A 17,916-nucleotide genomic window follows, 5' to 3' on the forward strand; every position below is an offset into this window, starting at 1 on the left:
AATGACGGCAGCGCGTCCTTCCGCCGCGCTTCGCGCCGGCCCTGATCGCCGCCCGACAACCGTGACCGAGCCCCGCTCCGACGCACCGCCGCCCACCGCCATGGACCAACCGAAACGCATCCTGATCGTCGAGGACGATGCCGACATCGCCGACGTGCTGAGCCTGCACCTGCGCGACGAGCGCTACGAGGTCGTGCACAGCGCGGACGGCGCCGAAGGGCTGCGCCTGCTCGAACAGGGCAACTGGGACGCGCTGATCCTCGACCTGATGCTGCCGGGCGTCGACGGCCTCGAGATCTGCCGGCGCGCGCGCGCGATGACGCGCTATACGCCGATCATCATCACGAGCGCGCGGTCGAGCGAGGTGCACCGGATCCTCGGCCTCGAACTCGGCGCCGACGACTACCTCGCGAAGCCGTTCTCGGTGCTCGAACTCGTCGCGCGCGTGAAGGCGCTGCTGCGGCGCGTCGATGCGCTCGCGCGCGATTCGCGGATCGACGCGGGCACGCTCGACGTCGCGGGGCTCGCGATCGACCCGATCGCACGCGAGGCGAGCGTCGACGGCGCCCGCATCGACCTCACGCCGCGCGAATTCGACCTGCTGTATTTCTTCGCGCGGCACCCGGGCAAGGTGTTCTCGCGGATGGACCTGCTGAACGCCGTGTGGGGCTACCAGCACGAAGGCTACGAACACACGGTCAACACCCACATCAACCGCCTGCGCGCGAAGATCGAGGCCGATCCGGCCGAGCCCGTGCGGATCCTCACCGTGTGGGGGCGCGGTTACAAGCTCGCCGCGCCGGGCCAGCGGGACGCATGATGAAGCTCACGCTCACCCGGCGGCTGTCGCTCGTGTTCTCGATCCTGCTGCTCGCGTGCTCGGGCGCGTCGGCGTGGCTGCAGATCCGCGCGAACGACATGCGCGAGAAGGAAGTCGTGCAGGCGCTGTCGCGCGACCTGGCCGCCAACATCGCCAACAGCGCGCCGCTGATGGACGCGAACGGGCTGCGCCCCGACGCCGTGCGCACGCTGTTCGGCCAGTTGATGGGCGTGAACCCGAGCGTCGAGGTGTACCTGCTCGACAACGCGGGGCGCATCAAGGGCGACGACGCGCCGCCCGGCCACGTGAAGCGCGACCGCGTCGATCTCGCGCCCGTGCAGCGCTTCATCGCGGGCGAGCCGCTGCCGATCCTCGGCGACGATCCGCGCAGCCCGGACGCGCGCAAGGTGTTCAGCGCCGCGCCGCTGCAGCGCGCGGGGCAGCCGCCGTCCGGCTACATCTACGTGGTGCTGCTCGGCGAGGCGCATGACCGGCTCGCCGCGCGCGTCGACGCCGGCAACGTGCTGCGCACGACGCTGTGGTCGATGGCGATCGTCGCGCTGCTCGGCCTGCTCGCGGGCCTCGTCGCATTCGGCTTCATCACGCGCCCGCTGCGCCGGCTGACGGCCGCGATGCGCGACTTCGACGCGAACGGTGCGCCCCGCGCGCCGGGCGGGGCTGACACGCTCAACACGCCCGACACGTCGCCGCCGGTGCTGCACTTGCCGCCGGGCCGCGGCGGCGACGATATCGCGGTGCTCGAATCCGCGTTCGCGCAGATGGCCGACCGGATCGGCGACCAGTGGCGCGCGCTGACGCGCCAGGACCAGCAGCGGCGCGAACTGATCACGAACATCTCGCACGACCTGCGCACGCCGCTCACGTCGCTGCACGGCTATCTGGAGACGCTGTCGCTGAAGGCCGACACGCTGCCCGAGCCCGAGCGGCGCCGCTACCTGTCGATCGCGCTCGCGCAGAGCGCGAAGGTCGGGCGGCTCGCGCAGGCGCTGTTCGAACTCGCGCGGCTCGAATCGGGCGGCGTGCAGGCCGAGCGCGAGCCGTTCTCGCTCGTCGATCTCGTGCAGGACGTGTTCCAGAAATTCGAGCTGGCCGCGCAATCGCGCGGCGTCGCGCTGCATGCGCGGATTCCGCCGCGCGTGCCGGTCGTATCGGCCGATCTCGGGATGATCGAGCGCGTGCTGACCAACCTGCTCGACAACGCGCTGCGGCACACGCCTGCGCACGGCGAGGTCGAGATCGCGCTGGAGACGCACGGCGATCGCGTGATCGTGACCGTGTCGGATACCGGGGAAGGGATTCCGGCCGCACGGCGCGAAGGGCTGTTCCAGCGGCCGCAGCGGCCGATGAGCGGCGGCACGGCGACGAGCGGCGGGCTCGGCCTGTTGATCGTGCACCGGATGCTCGCGCTCAACGGTAGCGGCATCCGGCTCGTCGACCGGGCCGGGCGCGGTGCGGTGTTCGAGTTCGCGCTGGCGGTCGCGTCGCCGGCGGCGGGCGACGGTACGCGCTGACCGCGGTCGGCCCGCGCTACTTGCCGCGCTTGCGCCGCACGTCGCTCGGCGTCGTGCCGGTCCAGCGCTTGAACGCGTGGCGGAATCCCACTGCATCGCTGAAGCCGAGCGTCAGCGCGATGTCCTCGGTGCTGAGCGTGGTCGTGCCGAGATAGTCGATCGCGAGCGCCTTGCGCACGCTCGTCAGCAGTTCGCTGTACGACGTGCCTTCGGCTTCGAGCTTGCGGCGCAGCGTGCGCGACGTCATGCACAGGGTCTCGGCGATCGCGTCGATGTCCGGGAATTGTCCCGGCGTGCGGGTGAGCTCCTCGTACACGCGTCGCGTGATGCCCGACTGGCTGCGCAATGCGTCGAGCAACTGCGCGCAGTGCGACGACACCTGCGCGGCGGTGATCGGGTTCGCGAGCTGCGGCGCGCGCGCGAGCCATGCCGCCGGATAGCTGAGTACGTGATGCGGCTGGTCGAACGCGATCGGGCATTCGAGCGCGTCGGCCAGCAGCGCCCCGTGCGGCGGCCGCGGCCGCGCGAACTGCGCGCGCGCGGGCACGCACCACGCACCCATCACGTCCTTGATGATCGTCACGTGCAGCGCGAACTGCATGTCGATCAGGAAACGGTACACCGGCTCGTCGAGATCGGGCAGCGCGACTTCGTGACGGTCCGGAAACAGCCACGATGCGGTGTCGCCCTGTTCGACCCAGCGGATCGGCAGCATGCCGTTCGCGAGCCGGTGATATTTGACGGCCGAATCGAACGCGCGCGCGAGCGATTCCGAGCACAGCATCGCGTAGCCGTACATGCCGTAGCTCGACGCGCGCAGCAGGCGGCCGACGCGTACGCCGAGGTCGGTGCCGTCGTACCGGCCGACCGCATTGCGCGCGGCCGTCAGGAACTGCAGCGGCGACGTGAGCGTGAACGGGTCCGCGACGTCGGCCGGTGCGAGGCCGGTGCCGGCGAGCACCGTCGCCGGGTCGAGGCCGGCTTGCGCGGCCACGTCGACGAGCACGGCCAGCTTGGCCGGCGTGAAGCGCTGCTCGCGCAACGCGTGGGCGGCGGCGGCGTCCGGCAGCCCGGTAGGCTGGGCATGGGGCGGTTTCGAGAGCGCACTGCGCGGCATGACGGGGATCCTGCGTCCGAATCGATATCGTTGACGGCACGCAATTCTGCTCGGGAACGGTCCCATTCGCCACAGGGTTCACCCTGATGCACCGACGGCCCTGCCCGGGCGGACAGGTGTTCGCCGTGCGATGTTGCGCAGGCATGCGCTTCGCCTGTCCGTTTCGATCATGTTTTCGGCCGCCCGGATCATTTGCAAAGCGCGTCGTGCGCGCGATAGTCGCCGATCAGGCGGCGGCCCGCGTCCTTCCGGCGTGCAGGCCGCCGTGCGAACGGCACGCAGGCTGGCGTGCCGTCCCCAGAGGAGTGAGACATGACGAACAGACACTGGACCGGGTCGTATGGCCCGATCCCCGCCGAGATCGACGCCGATCGCCATCCCTCCGTCAGCGCGCTGCTGGACGACGCGATGCGCCGCTTCGCCGACCGTCCGGCGTTCCATGCGTTCGGCCGCACGCTCACCTATGCCGACGTCGAGCGCCTGTCGAGCGCGCTGGCCGCGTATCTGCAGCAGGTCGTCGGCGTGCGCAAGGGCGACCGCGTGGCCGTGATGCTGCCCAACGTGCTCGCGTTTCCGGTCGTGTTCGTCGCCGTCGCGAAGATCGGCGCGGTCCAGGTCAACGTGAATCCGCACTACACCGCGCGCGAGCTCGAGCATCAGCTCAACGACGCGGGGGTCGAGGTGGCGATCGTCTGCGGTGGGTCGATGGGTACGTTCGCGGACGTGGTCGGCGGCACGCGCGTGCGCACCGTGCTGAGCGTGGGGCGCGACGATCTCGGCGTCGTCGATGCGCCGGCCGGAACGTGCGACGCGCTGCCGCCCGGTTCGACCGCGCTCGCGCAAGCCATCGCCGCCGGCGCGTCGCTCTCCTGCGAGCCGGTTGCGCTGAGCGGCGCGGACCTGTTGCTGCTGCAATACACGGGCGGCACGACCGGCTTGTCGAAGGGCGCGGCGCTATCGCATCGCAACCTCGTCGCGAACGTCGCGCAGTTCGCGGCGATCGTGCCGGATGCGCGCCAGCCGGGCGAAGAGGTCATCGTCACCGCGATCCCGCTGTATCACATCTTCGCGCTGACGGTGAACTTCCTGTCCTACTTCGCGATCGGCGCGCAGAACTGGCTCGTCGCGAACCCGCGCGACATGGACGGGTTCGTCGACGTGCTGAAGGCCGCGCGGCCGACGGTGTTCGTCGGCGTGAACACGCTGTACGCGGGGCTCGCCGGCCATCCGCGGCTGAAGGAGGTCGACTGGTCGCGGCTGAAGCTGTCGGCCGGCGGCGGCGCGGCGGTGATCGACGTGATCTCGTCGCGCTGGAAGGCGGTGACGGGCAATTTCATCCGCGAAGGCTACGGGCTGTCGGAGACGTCGCCGGTCGTGTCGTTCAACCCGCAGTCGATCGACCGGTTCACGGGCACCACGGGCCTGCCGCTGCCGTCGACCGACGTGAAGCTGCTCGACGACCAGGATCGCGAGGTGGCGATCGGCGAAGCGGGCGAGATCTGCGTGAAGGGGCCGCAGGTGATGAGCGGCTACTGGCAGAAGCCGGACGCGAACGCGGTCGCGTTCACCGCGGACGGCTATTTCCGCACCGGCGACGTCGGCGTGTTCGACGCGGCCGGCTTCCTGCGGATCGTCGACCGCAAGAAGGACATGATTATCGTGTCGGGCTTCAACGTGTACCCGAACGAGGTGGAGGCGGTCGCGACCGCGCTGCCGGGCGTCGCCGAATGCGCGTGCATCGGCGTGCCGGACCCGCGTACGGGCGAGGCCGTCAAGCTGTTCGTGGTGCTGGCGCCGGACGCCGACGTGACCGAACAGCATCTCGTCGCACATTGCCGCGCGAGTCTGGCCGCGTACAAGGTGCCGAAGCTCGTGCGCTTCGTCGACCGGCTGCCGAAGTCGACGGTCGGCAAGATCCTGCGCCGGGAACTCAGCCGCACCGACTGATGACGGCGCCGCGACCCGCCGCGCGGCCGCGACTGCGTGGCGCGGTGCGCGGAAAGCCCCGAAGGTGGCGCGCGGGCCGCTCAAGTACAATGCGGTCGGTTCGATCGACGGGGACGCGATGACCGGCTCAGATTCACTTTCCGCCCGGCCCGGGCGTGCGCTGCCGTCGCCGAGCGCGACGGTGCCGATCTCGCTCGTCAACGGTTTTCTCGCGAGCGCGGGCGTGCCGCGCGATGTGCTCGAGCGCTACCTGTGCGGCGCCGGCATTCCGATCGAACTGCTCGGCGAGCCGCACGCGCGCGTGACGGAGGAACAGTTCTCGACGCTGTACCGCACGCTCGCGATCGACCTCGACGACGAGATGCCCGGCATCTTCTCGCGCCCGTTGCGCGGCGGCACGCTGAAGTACCTGTGCCTGAGCCTGCTCGATGCGCGCAACCTCGAAACGGCGCTGCATCGTTTCGGGCAATTCTTCCATATCCTGCTCGACGATTTCTTCGTCGAATCGAAGCGCGACGAACTGGTCGCGCAGGTGCTGCTGCGCCCGAACGACGCCATCGGGCCGATCGGCGCGCTCGGCCAGGAGCTGATGCTCAAGCTCGTGCACGGCGTGTGCTCCTGGCTGATCGGGCAGAAGATTCCGCTGCTGCAGATCGAGTTCGCGTGCCCGCGGCCGCGCCATGCGGTCGATCACCTGTACTTCTTCACCGGCGCCGTGCAGTTCGACTGCGCGCGCACGCTGATGCGCTTCAGCGCCGATTACCTCGACGCGCCGATCCGGCAGAGCAAACGCAACCTGCGCAAGTTCCTCGCGCGCGCGCCCGGCGACTGGATCTTCGAATCGTTCAGCGAACAGCTCGTGTGCCACCGGGTGCGGCAATACCTGTCGGCGGCGCTGCCGGATCTGCCCGTGATCGATCAGGCGGCCGAGCACCTGCATTGCTCGGTGCGCACGCTGAGCCGTCATCTGGCCGCCGAAGGGACGACGTTCCAGGTGCTGAAGGACGAGCTGCGGCGCGATATCGCGATCCAGCGGCTGACCGATACGCCCGACACGATTGCGGCGATCGGCGCCGATATCGGCTTCGACGACCCGAGCGCGTTTCATCGCGCGTTCCGGCACTGGACCGGCAGCACGCCGGGGACGTATCGGCGCCGCGCGTGACGCGGGGCGCCGGGGGCCGGGCCGGGTGTCGCTGATTCGCGGGGTCGCGGATCGAATCCCATAACCGGCTCCTTTGCGGTATTCACGGCCGATTTTTCAGAGGACACTCCCATAACCGGCTCCCTTTTCCGCTTCGAGCCGGGGAGACGCATGTGCGCCCGGCCGTTTTTTGGCGCGCGTTACCGCGATTGTCGATACGCCCGGACCGGGCGCCGACGCCCGCCCGACGGGCTTCACCGCCGAGCGCAAGGGCCGCGGACGGCGTGCGCCGTGGCCGGTTTTGTCACCATGTGGGCAGGATATGACAATGGGAATCGGAATCTCCGGCGTTAGGATGGCCCATCGCGTCGCCCGGCGCTGGCCGGTTTTGCCGTACCGGCCCCCGTGGCGCCCCTATTCACCGCCTGAATGGAACATCGACCATGAGCTATAACGCCCCCGTCAAGGACATGCTGTTCGTGCTGAAGGAACTCGCGGGCATCGACACCGTTGCGCAGTTGCCGGGCTTCGAGGATGCGGGTGTCGACACGGCGCAGGCCGTGCTCGACGAATCCGCGAAATTCTGCGGCGAGGTGCTGGCGCCGCTGAACGTCGAAGGCGACCGCAACCCGAGCAGTTGGAAGGACGGCGTCGTGACCGCGACGCCGGGCTTCGGCGCAGCGTTCCGCCAGTTCGTCGAAGGCGGCTGGCAAGGGCTGCAGCATCCGACCGAATACGACGGCCAGGGCCTGCCGAAGCTGATCGCGACGCCGTGCATCGAGATGCTGAACGCATCGAACCTGTCGTTCGCGCTGTGTCCGCTGCTCACCGACGGCGCGATCGAGGCGCTGCTGACGGCCGGCACCGACGAGCAGAAGCAGCGCTACGTGCCGAAGCTGATCTCGGGCGAATGGACCGGCACGATGAACCTGACCGAGCCGCAAGCCGGGTCGGATCTCGCGCTGGTGCGCTCGCGCGCGGAGCCGCAGGGCGACGGCACGTACAAGGTGTTCGGCACGAAGATCTTCATCACGTGGGGCGAGCACGACATGGCGGACAACATCGTCCATCTGGTGCTGGCGCGCACGCCGAACGCGCCGGAAGGCGTGAAGGGCATTTCGCTGTTCATCGTGCCGAAGTTCCTGGTCAACGACGACGGCTCGCTCGGCGCGCGCAACGACGTGCACTGCGTGTCGATCGAGCACAAGCTCGGGATCAAGGCGAGCCCGACCGCGGTGCTGCAATACGGCGATCACGGCGGCGCGATCGGTTACCTGGTCGGCGAAGAGAATCGCGGCCTCGAATACATGTTCATCATGATGAACGCGGCGCGCTTCGGCGTCGGGATGCAGGGGATCGGCGTGGCCGACCGCGCATACCAGAAGGCCGCCGCATTCGCGAAGGAACGCGTGCAGAGCCGCCCGGTGGACGGCTCGGCGAAGCAGTCGGTGACGATCATCCATCACCCGGACGTGCGCCGGATGCTCGGCACGATGCGTGCGCTGACCGAAGGTGCGCGCGCGCTCGCCTATGTGGCCGCCGCGCACAGCGACATTGCGCACCGCCATTCGGACGAGGCGACGCGCGCGCGTCATCAGGCGATCTACGAATATCTGGTGCCGGTCGTGAAGGGCTGGAGCACCGAGATGGTGAACGACGTGGCGAGCCTTGGCGTGCAGGTGCACGGCGGGATGGGCTTCATCGAGGAAACCGGCGCGGCGCAGTACTACCGCGACGCGCGGATCCTGGCGATCTACGAAGGCACGACCGCGATCCAGGCGAACGACCTCGTCGGCCGCAAGACGCTGCGCGACGGCGGCGCGGTCGCGAAGGCGCTGATCGCGGAGATCGGCGACACGGTCGCGGCGCTCGGCAAGCTCGACGGTGCGGCGGCCGCATCGATGAAGGCGCAACTGGAGAAGGGCGCGCGCGCGTTGTCGGCGGTGGTCGACTACGTGCTCGCGAACGCGAAGCAGGACCCGAACGCGGTGTTCGCGGGCAGCGTGCCGTACCTGAAGCTCGCGGGCGTCGTGCTGTGCGGCTGGCAGATGGCCCGTGCGCTGCTGGCCGCGCACGCGAACCGCGCGAGCGACGTCGCGTTCTTCGACGCGAAGATCGCGATCGCGCAATGCTATGCGGAGCACGTGCTGGTGCAGGCGAGTGCGCTCGAAGCGTCGATCGTCGGCGCGAAGGGCAACGAGAGCGTGCTCGCGTTGACGGAAGACCAGTTCTGACCGCTGACGGTCGGGACGCAGCAGGAGACGGGATTTTGACCACACAGGACTTGCTCGCGCAATACGGCCCGCGCGAATCGATGGAATACGACGTCGTGATCGTCGGCGGCGGCCCTGCCGGGCTGTCGGCGGCGATCCGGCTCAAGCAGCTGGCCGCCGAGAAAGGCACCGAGATCGGCGTGTGCGTGCTCGAGAAGGGTTCCGAGATCGGCGCGCACATCCTGTCGGGCGCGGTGATGGACCCGCGCGCGATCACCGAGCTGTTTCCCGACTGGAAGGAACGCGGCGCACCGCTCGACGTCGAGGTGAGCGAAGACCGCTTCCTGTTCCTGTCCGAGAAAAGCGCGGTGACCACGCCGAACTGGGCGCTGCCGGACAACTTCAAGAATCACGGCAACTACGTGATTTCGCTGGGCAACGTGACGCGCTGGCTCGGCCAGCAGGCCGAAGCGCTCGGTGTGGAGATCTTCCCCGGCTTCCCGGCCGCGGAGATTCTCTACAACGACGACGGCTCGGTGAAGGGCGTCGCCACCGGCAACATGGGCGTGGGCAAGGACGGCGAGCCGACCGAGAACTTCCAGCTCGGCATGGAATTGCACGCGAAGTACACGCTGTTCGCCGAAGGCTGCCGCGGCCACCTCGGCCGCCAACTGATCTCGACGTTCAAGCTCGACGCGAACGCCGATCCGCAGGCGTACGGGATCGGCATCAAGGAACTGTGGGAAATCGATCCCGCGAAGCACAAGCCGGGCCTCGTGATCCACACGGCCGGCTGGCCGCTGAAGTCCGACACGTACGGCGGCTCGTTCCTGTATCACATGGACAACAACCAGGTCGTGGTCGGCTTCGTGGTGGGCCTGGGCTACACGAACCCGTACCTGTCGCCGTTCGAGGAATTCCAGCGCTACAAGACGCACCCGTCGATCCGCGCGTTCCTCGAAGGCGGCAAGCGCGTGTCGTACGGCGCGCGTGCGATCACGGCCGGCGGCCTGCTGTCGCTGCCGAAGACGGTGTTCCCGGGCGGCGCGCTGATCGGCGACGACGCGGGTTTCCTGAACGCATCGCGGATCAAGGGCAGCCATGCGGCGATCAAGACCGGCATGCTCGCGGCCGACGCCGCGTTCGACGCGGTGCAGGCCGGCCGTCAGTCGGACGAACTCAATGCGTACCCGGATGCGTTCAAGCAATCGTGGCTGTACACGGAGCTGTACCGCGCGCGCAACTTCAAGCAGTGGATGGCCAAGGGGCTGTATCTCGGCACGCTGATGGTCGGGCTCGAGCAGAAGGTGATGGGCGGCAACGTGCCGTGGACGCTGCATCACAAGCATGCGGACCACGAAATGCTGAAGCCGGCATCGCAATGCACGCCGATCGAGTATCCGAAGCCGGACGGCAAGCTGACGTTCGACCGGCTGTCGTCGGTGTTCATCTCGAACACGAACCACGAGGAAAACCAGCCGGCACACCTGACGCTGAAGGATGCGAGCGTGCCGGTGAACGTGAACCTGCGCACGTACGGGGGGCCGGAGACCCGCTTCTGCCCGGCGGCGGTGTACGAGTTCGTGAAGAACGACGACGGCGGCGATCGCTTGGTGATCAACGCGCAGAACTGCGTGCACTGCAAGACCTGCGACATCAAGGACCCGACGCAGAACATCGTGTGGGTCACGCCCGAAGGCGGCGGCGGGCCGAACTACCCGAACATGTAACGCAACGCATCCCCGCGCCCGCGGGCGCGAACGAACCGGAGTGAGACGATGAGCAATGCAGCGAAGGAAGTCGTGGTGGTGAGCGGTGTCCGTACGGCGATCGGTGATTTCGGCGGCAGCCTGAAGGATTTCTCGCCGACCGACCTCGGTGCGAAGGTGGTCGCCGAAGTGCTGTCGCGCGCGAACGTGCCGGGCGATGCGGTCGGCCACGTCGTGTTCGGCCACGTCGTGAACACCGAGCCGAAGGACATGTATCTCGCACGCGTCGCGGCGATCAACGGCGGCGTCGCGCAGCACACGCCGGCGCTGACCGTGAACCGCCTGTGCGGCTCGGGCCTGCAGGCGATCGTGTCGGCCGCGCAGACGATCATGCTCGGCGATGCCGACGTCGCGATCGGCGGCGGCTCGGAGAGCATGAGCCGCGCGCCGTACACGGTGCCGGCCGCGCGCTTCGGGCAGCGCATGGGTGACGCGAAGCTCGTCGACATGATGCTCGGCGCGCTGCACGACCCGTTCCAGACGATCCACATGGGCGTGACGGCCGAGAACGTCGCCAAAAAATACGACATCTCGCGTGACGCGCAGGATGCGCTCGCGCTCGAATCGCATCGTCGCGCGGCGCGCGCGATCGCCGAAGGCCGCTTCAAGGACCAGATCCTGCCGATCTCGATCCGCACGAAGAAGGGCGAAGTCGCGTTCGACACCGACGAGCACGTGCGGCACGACGCCGGCCCGGACGACTTCTCGAAGCTGAAGCCGGTGTTCGCGAAGGAGAACGGCACCGTGACGGCCGGCAACGCATCGGGCATCAACGATGCGGCCGCGGCCGTGCTGATGATGAGCGCGGCCGCCGCACGCGCGCAGGGCGTGAAGCCGCTCGCGCGCCTCGTCGCGTATGCGCATGCGGGCGTCGATCCGGCGTACATGGGCATCGGCCCGGTGCCGGCCACGCAGAAGGCGCTCGAACGCGCAGGTCTCAAGATCACCGATCTCGACGTGATCGAAGCGAACGAAGCGTTCGCCGCGCAGGCGTGCGCGGTCACGCAGGAGCTCGGCCTCGATCCAGCCAAGGTCAACCCGAACGGCTCGGGCATCTCGCTCGGTCACCCGATCGGCGCGACCGGCGCGCTGATCACGGTGAAGGCGCTGTACGAGCTGAAGCGCATCGGCGGGCGTTACGCGCTCGTGACGATGTGTATCGGCGGTGGCCAGGGGATTGCCGCGATCTTCGAGAACATCTGATAATCGACCGCTCAGCATCCGAATACACAGGAATCGTCATGGCCATCGAAACCGTCGGCGTCGTAGGCGCCGGAACCATGGGCAACGGCATTGCGCAAACCGCCGCCGTTGCAGGACTGAACGTCGTGATGATCGACGTCAGCGACGCCGCGCTCGACAAGGGCCTCGCCACGCTGAAGGGCAGCCTCGAGCGGCTCGTGTCGAAAGACAAGCTCGCGGCCGACGCCCGCGATGCGGCGCTCGCGCGCATCACGACGTCGACCGACTACGCGACGCTCGCTTCGGTCGACATCGTGATCGAGGCCGCGACCGAGAACGTCGAGCTGAAGGGCCGCATCCTGAAGCAGATCGAGGCCGTCGCGCGCCCGGACGCGATCATCGCGACCAACACGTCGTCGATCTCGATCACGGCGCTCGCGGCGCCGCTCGCCGATCCGTCGCGTTTTCTCGGCATGCACTTCTTCAACCCGGTGCCGCTGATGCCGCTCGTCGAGATCATCCGCGGGCTGCAGACGAGCGACGCGACCGCGTCGGCCGTGCGCGCGCTGACCGAGCGTTTCGACAAGTCGCCGATCGGCGTGCGCAACTCGCCGGGCTTCGTCGTGAACCGGATCCTGGTGCCGATGATCAACGAGGCGTTCTTCGTGCTGGCTGAAGGCATCGCGTCGGCCGAGGAAATCGACGCGGGGATGAAGCTCGGCGCGAACCACCCGATCGGGCCGCTCGCGCTGGCCGACCTCGTGGGCCTCGATGTGTGCCTCGCGGTGATGGACGTGTTCCTCAAGGACTTCGGCGACCCGAAGTATCGCGCGTGTCCGCTGCTGCGCGAGATGGTGTCGGCCGGCAGGCTCGGGCGCAAGACCGGGCGTGGGGTGTACGACTACGGCAAGTAAGCCGGTCCATCCACGGTGTTTCGCGCGGCCGCCTTCGGGCGGCCGTGTGTTTTGTGCGGCGCGCGCTTGAGCATCGCGCTACAGCAGCCGCTCGGACAGCACGCGGCGTGCAACGCCGGGCAAGCGGTTCGCCGGTCGCGCCGATGCGGGTGAGGAAGTCGCCGCCGCCCGCGGGCCCGACCCTCTTCAGCGGCCGCACCGCGTCGACGTCGATCGGCAGGTCGATCGACGCATGCGTATTGCATGTGCTATTGACTTTTCAAACATACCATCATTTCATATAGAAATACTGCCTGGATTCCGGAATGCTCAATTATTGCGGAAACGTTCGAGCAGTTCATACTCGACGGGATCGCTCGCGCATTGACCGCCACCGCATTCGAGTAACGTCGATACGAGATTGGCGATGATCGTAAGTCCGAAGACTGCCATCGCGATTCGCCCGCTGGTACTCATCGACGCGGGTTGCACAGTATGGCTTGTGCGGCGGACGGCGAGCAGCAAGGAAACATACAAAATGATCAACACCGACGCGATAAAGCACCATGTGTAGAAATGCAAGCCCCACAGAGCTGAACCATACGCTCCTGAATCAGGTGAGATGTGTAGCAGTATTTGACGACCTGAGATGACGCCGGTTGCGACAGCGCTGACGAGTACGCAGCAATAATGTGTGCCGCGTACACCGTATCTGACGTTCATTGCGAATCCGATCCCGGCGAGGATCAATCCGATGCGCTGCAGTAAACAAAGCGGACAGGGTAGCTCATTGAATGCAAGTTGATAATAAAATGCGATGAGCAGTGCTGCACTAATCGCAATTAATGCAAGAACATCTAGCGTATTGTTCGTCGTCGCGTTGTCGTTGCTATCGTTTCTGAGGATCTTCATTTCCATTATCGCGATGTCATTTAGAGGGATAGATTGAGCGAATCTGTCGCGTGATGAGCGAATGTGAAAAGTGTCGAGATCAGCGCGACGACGAACAAAGAGATCGTCGTCCGTGAACGTGTGCCGTATATCATTGAGACGAACGACGCGAGTGACAACAGAAACGGAAGAAACATAAAAATTTCGAGTCCTTCAGTTGGTGGTTAACACGAACAGCGTAACGAGGTTGTTTCAAACGACTGAAAATCGGTTGCCTGTCACAAGTTGGAATAGAAGAGCCGGGAGGGCCGCCGTAGCGATCATGGAAGATGCCGCATTTGTGCTCTCCTTATCTTGAGATGCCGCTACGATCAGCGCGCGTCATAAGTAGTTTTCTACTCATCCTGTCAGCGTCTGTATCGCCGATTGGGCGATTACATAGGTCATTAGCCGGGCTCTCTCCCAGGGCTTCATCCAAGCGTGCCGACAATGCTGACTTCCTTGTTGTCGGGAACTTCGTTGTACGACAGGACGGTGAGATCAGGTGAGAACAGTTTGGCGTACCGCGCGAGCATCGGGCGAATGCGTGGCACCACGATCAGCACCGGAGCGGCGCCCATTTGTTTCAATTGTTCGACCACCGCCGGCATATGGGTCTGCAACTGCGAGAGCACGTTCGGTTCGACCGGGAAGTTGTCCAGCGGCACACGCGTGCCCGATTGCTCCGCGAGACTTAGGGCATTCAGCAGAATGTTCTCGAGTTCCACCGTCAGGCTGAAGCCCTTGAGCACCTCGTGCTGGGCGCCCAGTCCGGCCACGATCTGGCGACGCAGTGCGCAGCGGACTTCGGCCACGAGCAGTAGCGGGTCCTTGGTGGTTTCCGCGGCCTCCACCAGCGTGGCGGACACGGTTTCGATGTCCTTGATCGACACGTTCTCCGCCAATAACGTACGGAACACCTTGCGCAACTGACTGTGCGTGAGGCATTTTCCCAGCGCATCGGCCAGCGCTGGCGCAATGGCCGTCAGGCGTTCGATGATGGCCGTCACGTGATCGTAGCTGAACAGGTCGGGAATCGTTTCGCGAATTGACTTGGCCGCATGCGTGGCGATCACCGTCGCGCAATCGACGACCTGGTAGCCGAGGCCGAGGGCATGGGCTTTCTGGTCGGGCTCGATCCACGTGACGGGCATGCCGTAGGCAGGGTCGATGTCGGGTGTGCCATCCAGTTCCCCGTAGACGGTAGGTGACGGAATGGCCATCAGCTTTCCCGGTTGCACTTGGGCCTGAGCCAGTGCGGTGCCATTGAGCATGATGGTGTAACTGGAGGGGGGCAGGCTCATGTCGTCGCGCGCGCCGATGGCCGGTAGCAGGAAGCCGAGCTGTTCCGACAGGGTTTGTCGGGTGCCATGCAGGCGGCGCACCAGCGGCGCGCCCTGAGCGCGGTCCAACATCTCCACCAGCTTGTAGCCGAGGGATACCGAAAGCGCGTCTACATACGGCAGGCTGCTCCAGTCGAACGATTCGTTGCCGGGCGCGGCTAGCGTGGCTTGCATGACACGGGCGGTTTCTTCCGCCTCGACCGCGGCGGAGGGCGAAGTCCGCTGCGTCATCCGATAGCCGACGTAACCGAGTACTGCTGCAAAGCACAGAAACACCAATGTCGGCATGCCCGGGATCAGGCCCAGCGCGGCCATCAGTGCGGCGGCGCTGAACAGCACCAACGGCGAAGCCAGCAATTGCTGGCCGACCTGTTCCTCGAAGTCGCGTGCATCGTCGATGCGGGTGACGATGACCGCGGCGGCGGCGGACAGCAGGAGGGCGGGTATTTGCGCGACCAGGCCGTCCCCGATGGCCAGCAGCGCATACTTGTGGAATGCCTCACCTGCAGGCAAGCCGTGCATGATTACGCCGATGATCACGCCACCGATCATGTTCGTGATGAGAATCAGAATGCCGGCGATGGCGTCGCCGCGCACGAACTTCGAGGCGCCATCCATGGCGCCGTAAAAGTCGGCTTCGGTCGTAACGTCCTTGCGGCGTTGCTGGGCTTGTGTCTGTGTGATGACACCGGCGTTCAGATCGGCGTCGATGGCCATCTGTTTGCCGGGCAGCGCGTCGAGGGTGAAACGCGCAGACACTTCCGAGATGCGCTCCGCACCCTTGGTGACCACGACGAAGTTGATGATCATCAGGATCACGAACACGACCAGCCCGACCACGAAGTTGCTGCCGATCACTACATTGGCGAACGATTCGATCACTTGGCCGGCTGCGCTCGGGCCCGTGTAGCCGTTGAGCAAAACTACGCGTGTCGATGCGACGTTCAATGTCAGGCGCATCAGCGTGGCAGCCAGGATAATGGTCGGGAAGGCCGAGAAGTCCAGCGGTCGCTTCACGGTCACGGCCACCATGACCACCACGATGGACAGCACGATGTTGAACGTGAACATGATGTCCAACGCGGCTGGCGGAAGCGGCAGGATTACCATCGCCAGGATGGTGAACAGGGCGAGAGGCGCAGCAAACTTCAGGCGCTTGAGCAGGTCGATCACGTTCATCGGGATTGGGACTTTTGCAAGTGTTCGGGAATGGTGATGCCAGTGGGCAGCGATGGTGAAACGTCGCGTCCGCCGCTGCGGAATGCCTTGATCTGTAAAACGTAGGACAACACCTGCGCTACCGCGCGATACAGCTCCGCCGGAATTTGCTGATTGACCTGGCTGGTGTGGTAGATCGCACGCGCCAGCGGCGGCAGCTCGATCACCTCGACGTTGTGCCCTCGGGCGACGTCGCGAATGAACAGCGCAACCTCATCGACCCCCTTGGCTACGACGTACGGCGCTTGTGCGCGCGTTACGTCGTACTTGAGTGCGACTGCATAGTGGGTCGGATTCGTCACCACCACATCGGCGGTTGGCACGGTCTTGCGGATTCCCTGGCGCGCGAGCTGGCGCTGGATTTGGCGGATGCGGCTCTTGACTTCGGGTTTTCCTTCGGACTGCTTCATCTCATCCTTGATGTCACGCTTGCTCATGCGCTGGCCGCGCTTGAAGATGATTTGTTGTACCGGTATGTCGACGAGTGCGAACACGATGATGATGCACGTCAGCGTGAGCGCGGAGGTCAGGAACAGGTTTGCCCCACCGGTCAGTGCATCGGCGAGCGGCGCGCCTTGCAAGCGGACGAAGCCGCTCAAGTTGGAGCGGCAGACGATGAAGAGCGTGGCCATCAATACGAGGGCCTTGAGCACGGTCGTGCCGAACTGCACGTAATGCTTGCCGGACACCAGGCGCTTGAGCCCGGAAAGCGGGTTCAAGCGGTTCAGCTTCGGCATGACGTTCTTGTGGCTTAGGGTCCAGCCGCCCGGTACCAACGACGCGACGATGATGCCGGCGGGCACCGCGGCCAGCGGGGCAAGCATCTTGCACAGTAGCAGCACCGCTGCGGGAAATAGCATCGACGCCGCATTGCCGATCCTGTCGTCGCCGGAAAGGTCTGCAAACGACAGCGCGAAAATGTGCTTGAGTTCGACCAGCCACGCCGGGGTTAGTACGACGATGAGCTTGAGAGCAATCAGAATTCCCACACACGTGCCGATATCTCGCGAACGTGCGACCTGGCCTTCCATTCTGGCTTTGCGCAGTTTCTGCGGGGTGGCCTTTTCGGTCTTGTCGCCGGTTTGTTGCTCGCTCATTGCATTCTCCCGTTGCCGATGGGCCGCGTCGCGAGTCGATCGTAGAGTTCCAGAACGTGCTCCACCATGCGACCGTAGTGATCCGGCAGTGACGGCAATAGCAGCGTCAGCAGTAACAGCCCGAACATGGTCGTGATCGAAAAGCCCAACGCGAAAAGATTCAGTGCGGGTGCTACGCGATTGAGGAGGCCCAGGCCGACTTGTACGACCAGCGTAGCGAACATCACCGGAAGCGCCAATGCTACGGCGGCGGAGAACACCCAGCCTACTGCGAATGCGAGATGCTTGAGCGCGTCGAGGTCGAAGGCAAAACGACCGACCGGCCAGACTGCAAAGCTGCGCGCGATGACAGCCGTCAGGATCAGGTGGCCGTCAACTGCGAAGAACAGCAGGATGAATACCACGTACATGACGCTGGTGAGTACGTCGGCCATCTGACCATTCATCGGGTCGTTGATCTGCGCCATGGACAGGCCCAATTGCGACGACGCGACGGTACCGAAAATCTGTAGCGCGCCCAGCACGAGATGGAACACGAAGCCGAGTAGGCCGCCTATCAGGACCTGTTCGGCCACGGCAGCCACACCTTCGAGCTGCAGCAGGTCGATCACGTGTTGATTTGCACGGAATCCTGACCCACCCTACGCAGTAATTTGCATCGAATATTGACCCACGTAGAACACTGACCTGCTCGGCAACGGGCAGGGGAAC

The 17,916-nt window shown here is 65.8% G+C and carries 13 protein-coding genes; 8 read left to right on the plus strand and 5 right to left on the minus strand.

Annotated features, from left to right (window positions below):
- Window positions 1-100: 100 nt before the first annotated feature.
- A complete protein-coding gene (locus HWX55_RS29515; RefSeq protein WP_050016036.1) occupies window positions 101-820 on the plus strand; it encodes a response regulator transcription factor in 720 nt (239 codons plus the stop codon).
- Window positions 820-2,352, plus strand: coding sequence for a HAMP domain-containing sensor histidine kinase (locus HWX55_RS29520; protein WP_175978305.1), 1,533 nt, complete (start codon window positions 820-822; stop codon window positions 2,350-2,352). Before HWX55_RS29515 ends, HWX55_RS29520 begins: the two co-directional genes overlap by 1 nt.
- Before the next feature lie 16 nt (window positions 2,353-2,368).
- Here HWX55_RS29520 and HWX55_RS29525 read toward each other — a convergent pair whose 3' ends face one another.
- On the minus strand, window positions 2,369-3,469 hold the full coding sequence (locus HWX55_RS29525) for an AraC family transcriptional regulator (protein WP_175978306.1): 1,101 nt from the start codon (window positions 3,467-3,469) through the stop codon (window positions 2,369-2,371).
- Window positions 3,470-3,781: 312 nt separating this feature from the next.
- On the opposite strand from HWX55_RS29525, the gene HWX55_RS29530 reads away from it, so the two are divergent.
- From HWX55_RS29530 to HWX55_RS29555, 6 genes are all read left to right on the plus strand, one after another.
- Complete coding sequence (locus tag HWX55_RS29530) at window positions 3,782-5,416, plus strand: AMP-binding protein (RefSeq protein ID WP_175978307.1); 1,635 nt, start codon at window positions 3,782-3,784, stop codon at window positions 5,414-5,416.
- 64 nt (window positions 5,417-5,480) lie between these two features.
- The gene (locus HWX55_RS29535) at window positions 5,481-6,581 is read left to right on the plus strand and encodes an AraC family transcriptional regulator (RefSeq protein ID WP_175978308.1); all 1,101 of its coding nucleotides are present in this window, start codon (window positions 5,481-5,483) and stop codon (window positions 6,579-6,581) included.
- Between the two features lie 422 nt (window positions 6,582-7,003).
- Window positions 7,004-8,794 (plus strand): acyl-CoA dehydrogenase, encoded by a 1,791-nt coding sequence (locus HWX55_RS29540; protein ID WP_175978309.1) that lies wholly within the window; start codon window positions 7,004-7,006, stop codon window positions 8,792-8,794.
- A 35-nt stretch (window positions 8,795-8,829) separates the two neighbouring features.
- A complete protein-coding gene (locus HWX55_RS29545) occupies window positions 8,830-10,503 on the plus strand; it encodes an electron transfer flavoprotein-ubiquinone oxidoreductase (protein ID WP_175978310.1) in 1,674 nt (557 codons plus the stop codon).
- Window positions 10,504-10,551: 48 nt separating this feature from the next.
- Complete coding sequence (gene bktB, locus HWX55_RS29550; RefSeq protein ID WP_175978311.1) at window positions 10,552-11,745, plus strand: beta-ketothiolase BktB; 1,194 nt, start codon at window positions 10,552-10,554, stop codon at window positions 11,743-11,745.
- Window positions 11,746-11,783: 38 nt separating this feature from the next.
- Entirely contained in the window at window positions 11,784-12,638 is an 855-nt protein-coding gene (locus tag HWX55_RS29555; protein ID WP_175978312.1) for a 3-hydroxybutyryl-CoA dehydrogenase, read from the plus strand.
- A 309-nt stretch (window positions 12,639-12,947) separates the two neighbouring features.
- On the opposite strand, the gene HWX55_RS29560 is transcribed toward HWX55_RS29555, so the two are convergent.
- From HWX55_RS29560 to HWX55_RS29575, 4 genes are all read right to left on the minus strand, one after another.
- Entirely contained in the window at window positions 12,948-13,529 is a 582-nt protein-coding gene (locus tag HWX55_RS29560) for a disulfide bond formation protein B (RefSeq protein ID WP_244140676.1), read from the minus strand.
- A gap of 449 nt (window positions 13,530-13,978) precedes the next feature.
- Complete coding sequence (locus HWX55_RS29565; protein WP_175978314.1) at window positions 13,979-16,069, minus strand: flagellar biosynthesis protein FlhA; 2,091 nt, start codon at window positions 16,067-16,069, stop codon at window positions 13,979-13,981.
- Window positions 16,066-17,205 (minus strand): flagellar type III secretion system protein FlhB, encoded by a 1,140-nt coding sequence (locus HWX55_RS29570; protein WP_175978315.1) that lies wholly within the window; start codon window positions 17,203-17,205, stop codon window positions 16,066-16,068. The genes HWX55_RS29565 and HWX55_RS29570 overlap by 4 nt, the downstream gene beginning before the upstream one ends.
- Window positions 17,202-17,816: a flagellar biosynthetic protein FliR gene (locus HWX55_RS29575; protein WP_244140677.1), complete on the minus strand. Its 615-nt coding sequence runs from the start codon at window positions 17,814-17,816 to the stop codon at window positions 17,202-17,204. The genes HWX55_RS29570 and HWX55_RS29575 overlap by 4 nt, the downstream gene beginning before the upstream one ends.
- Window positions 17,817-17,916: the final 100 nt, after the last annotated feature.

This window comes from Burkholderia sp. BCC1047, from assembly GCF_902833155.1.
GTDB classification, from domain to species: Bacteria; Pseudomonadota; Gammaproteobacteria; order Burkholderiales; family Burkholderiaceae; genus Burkholderia; species Burkholderia sola.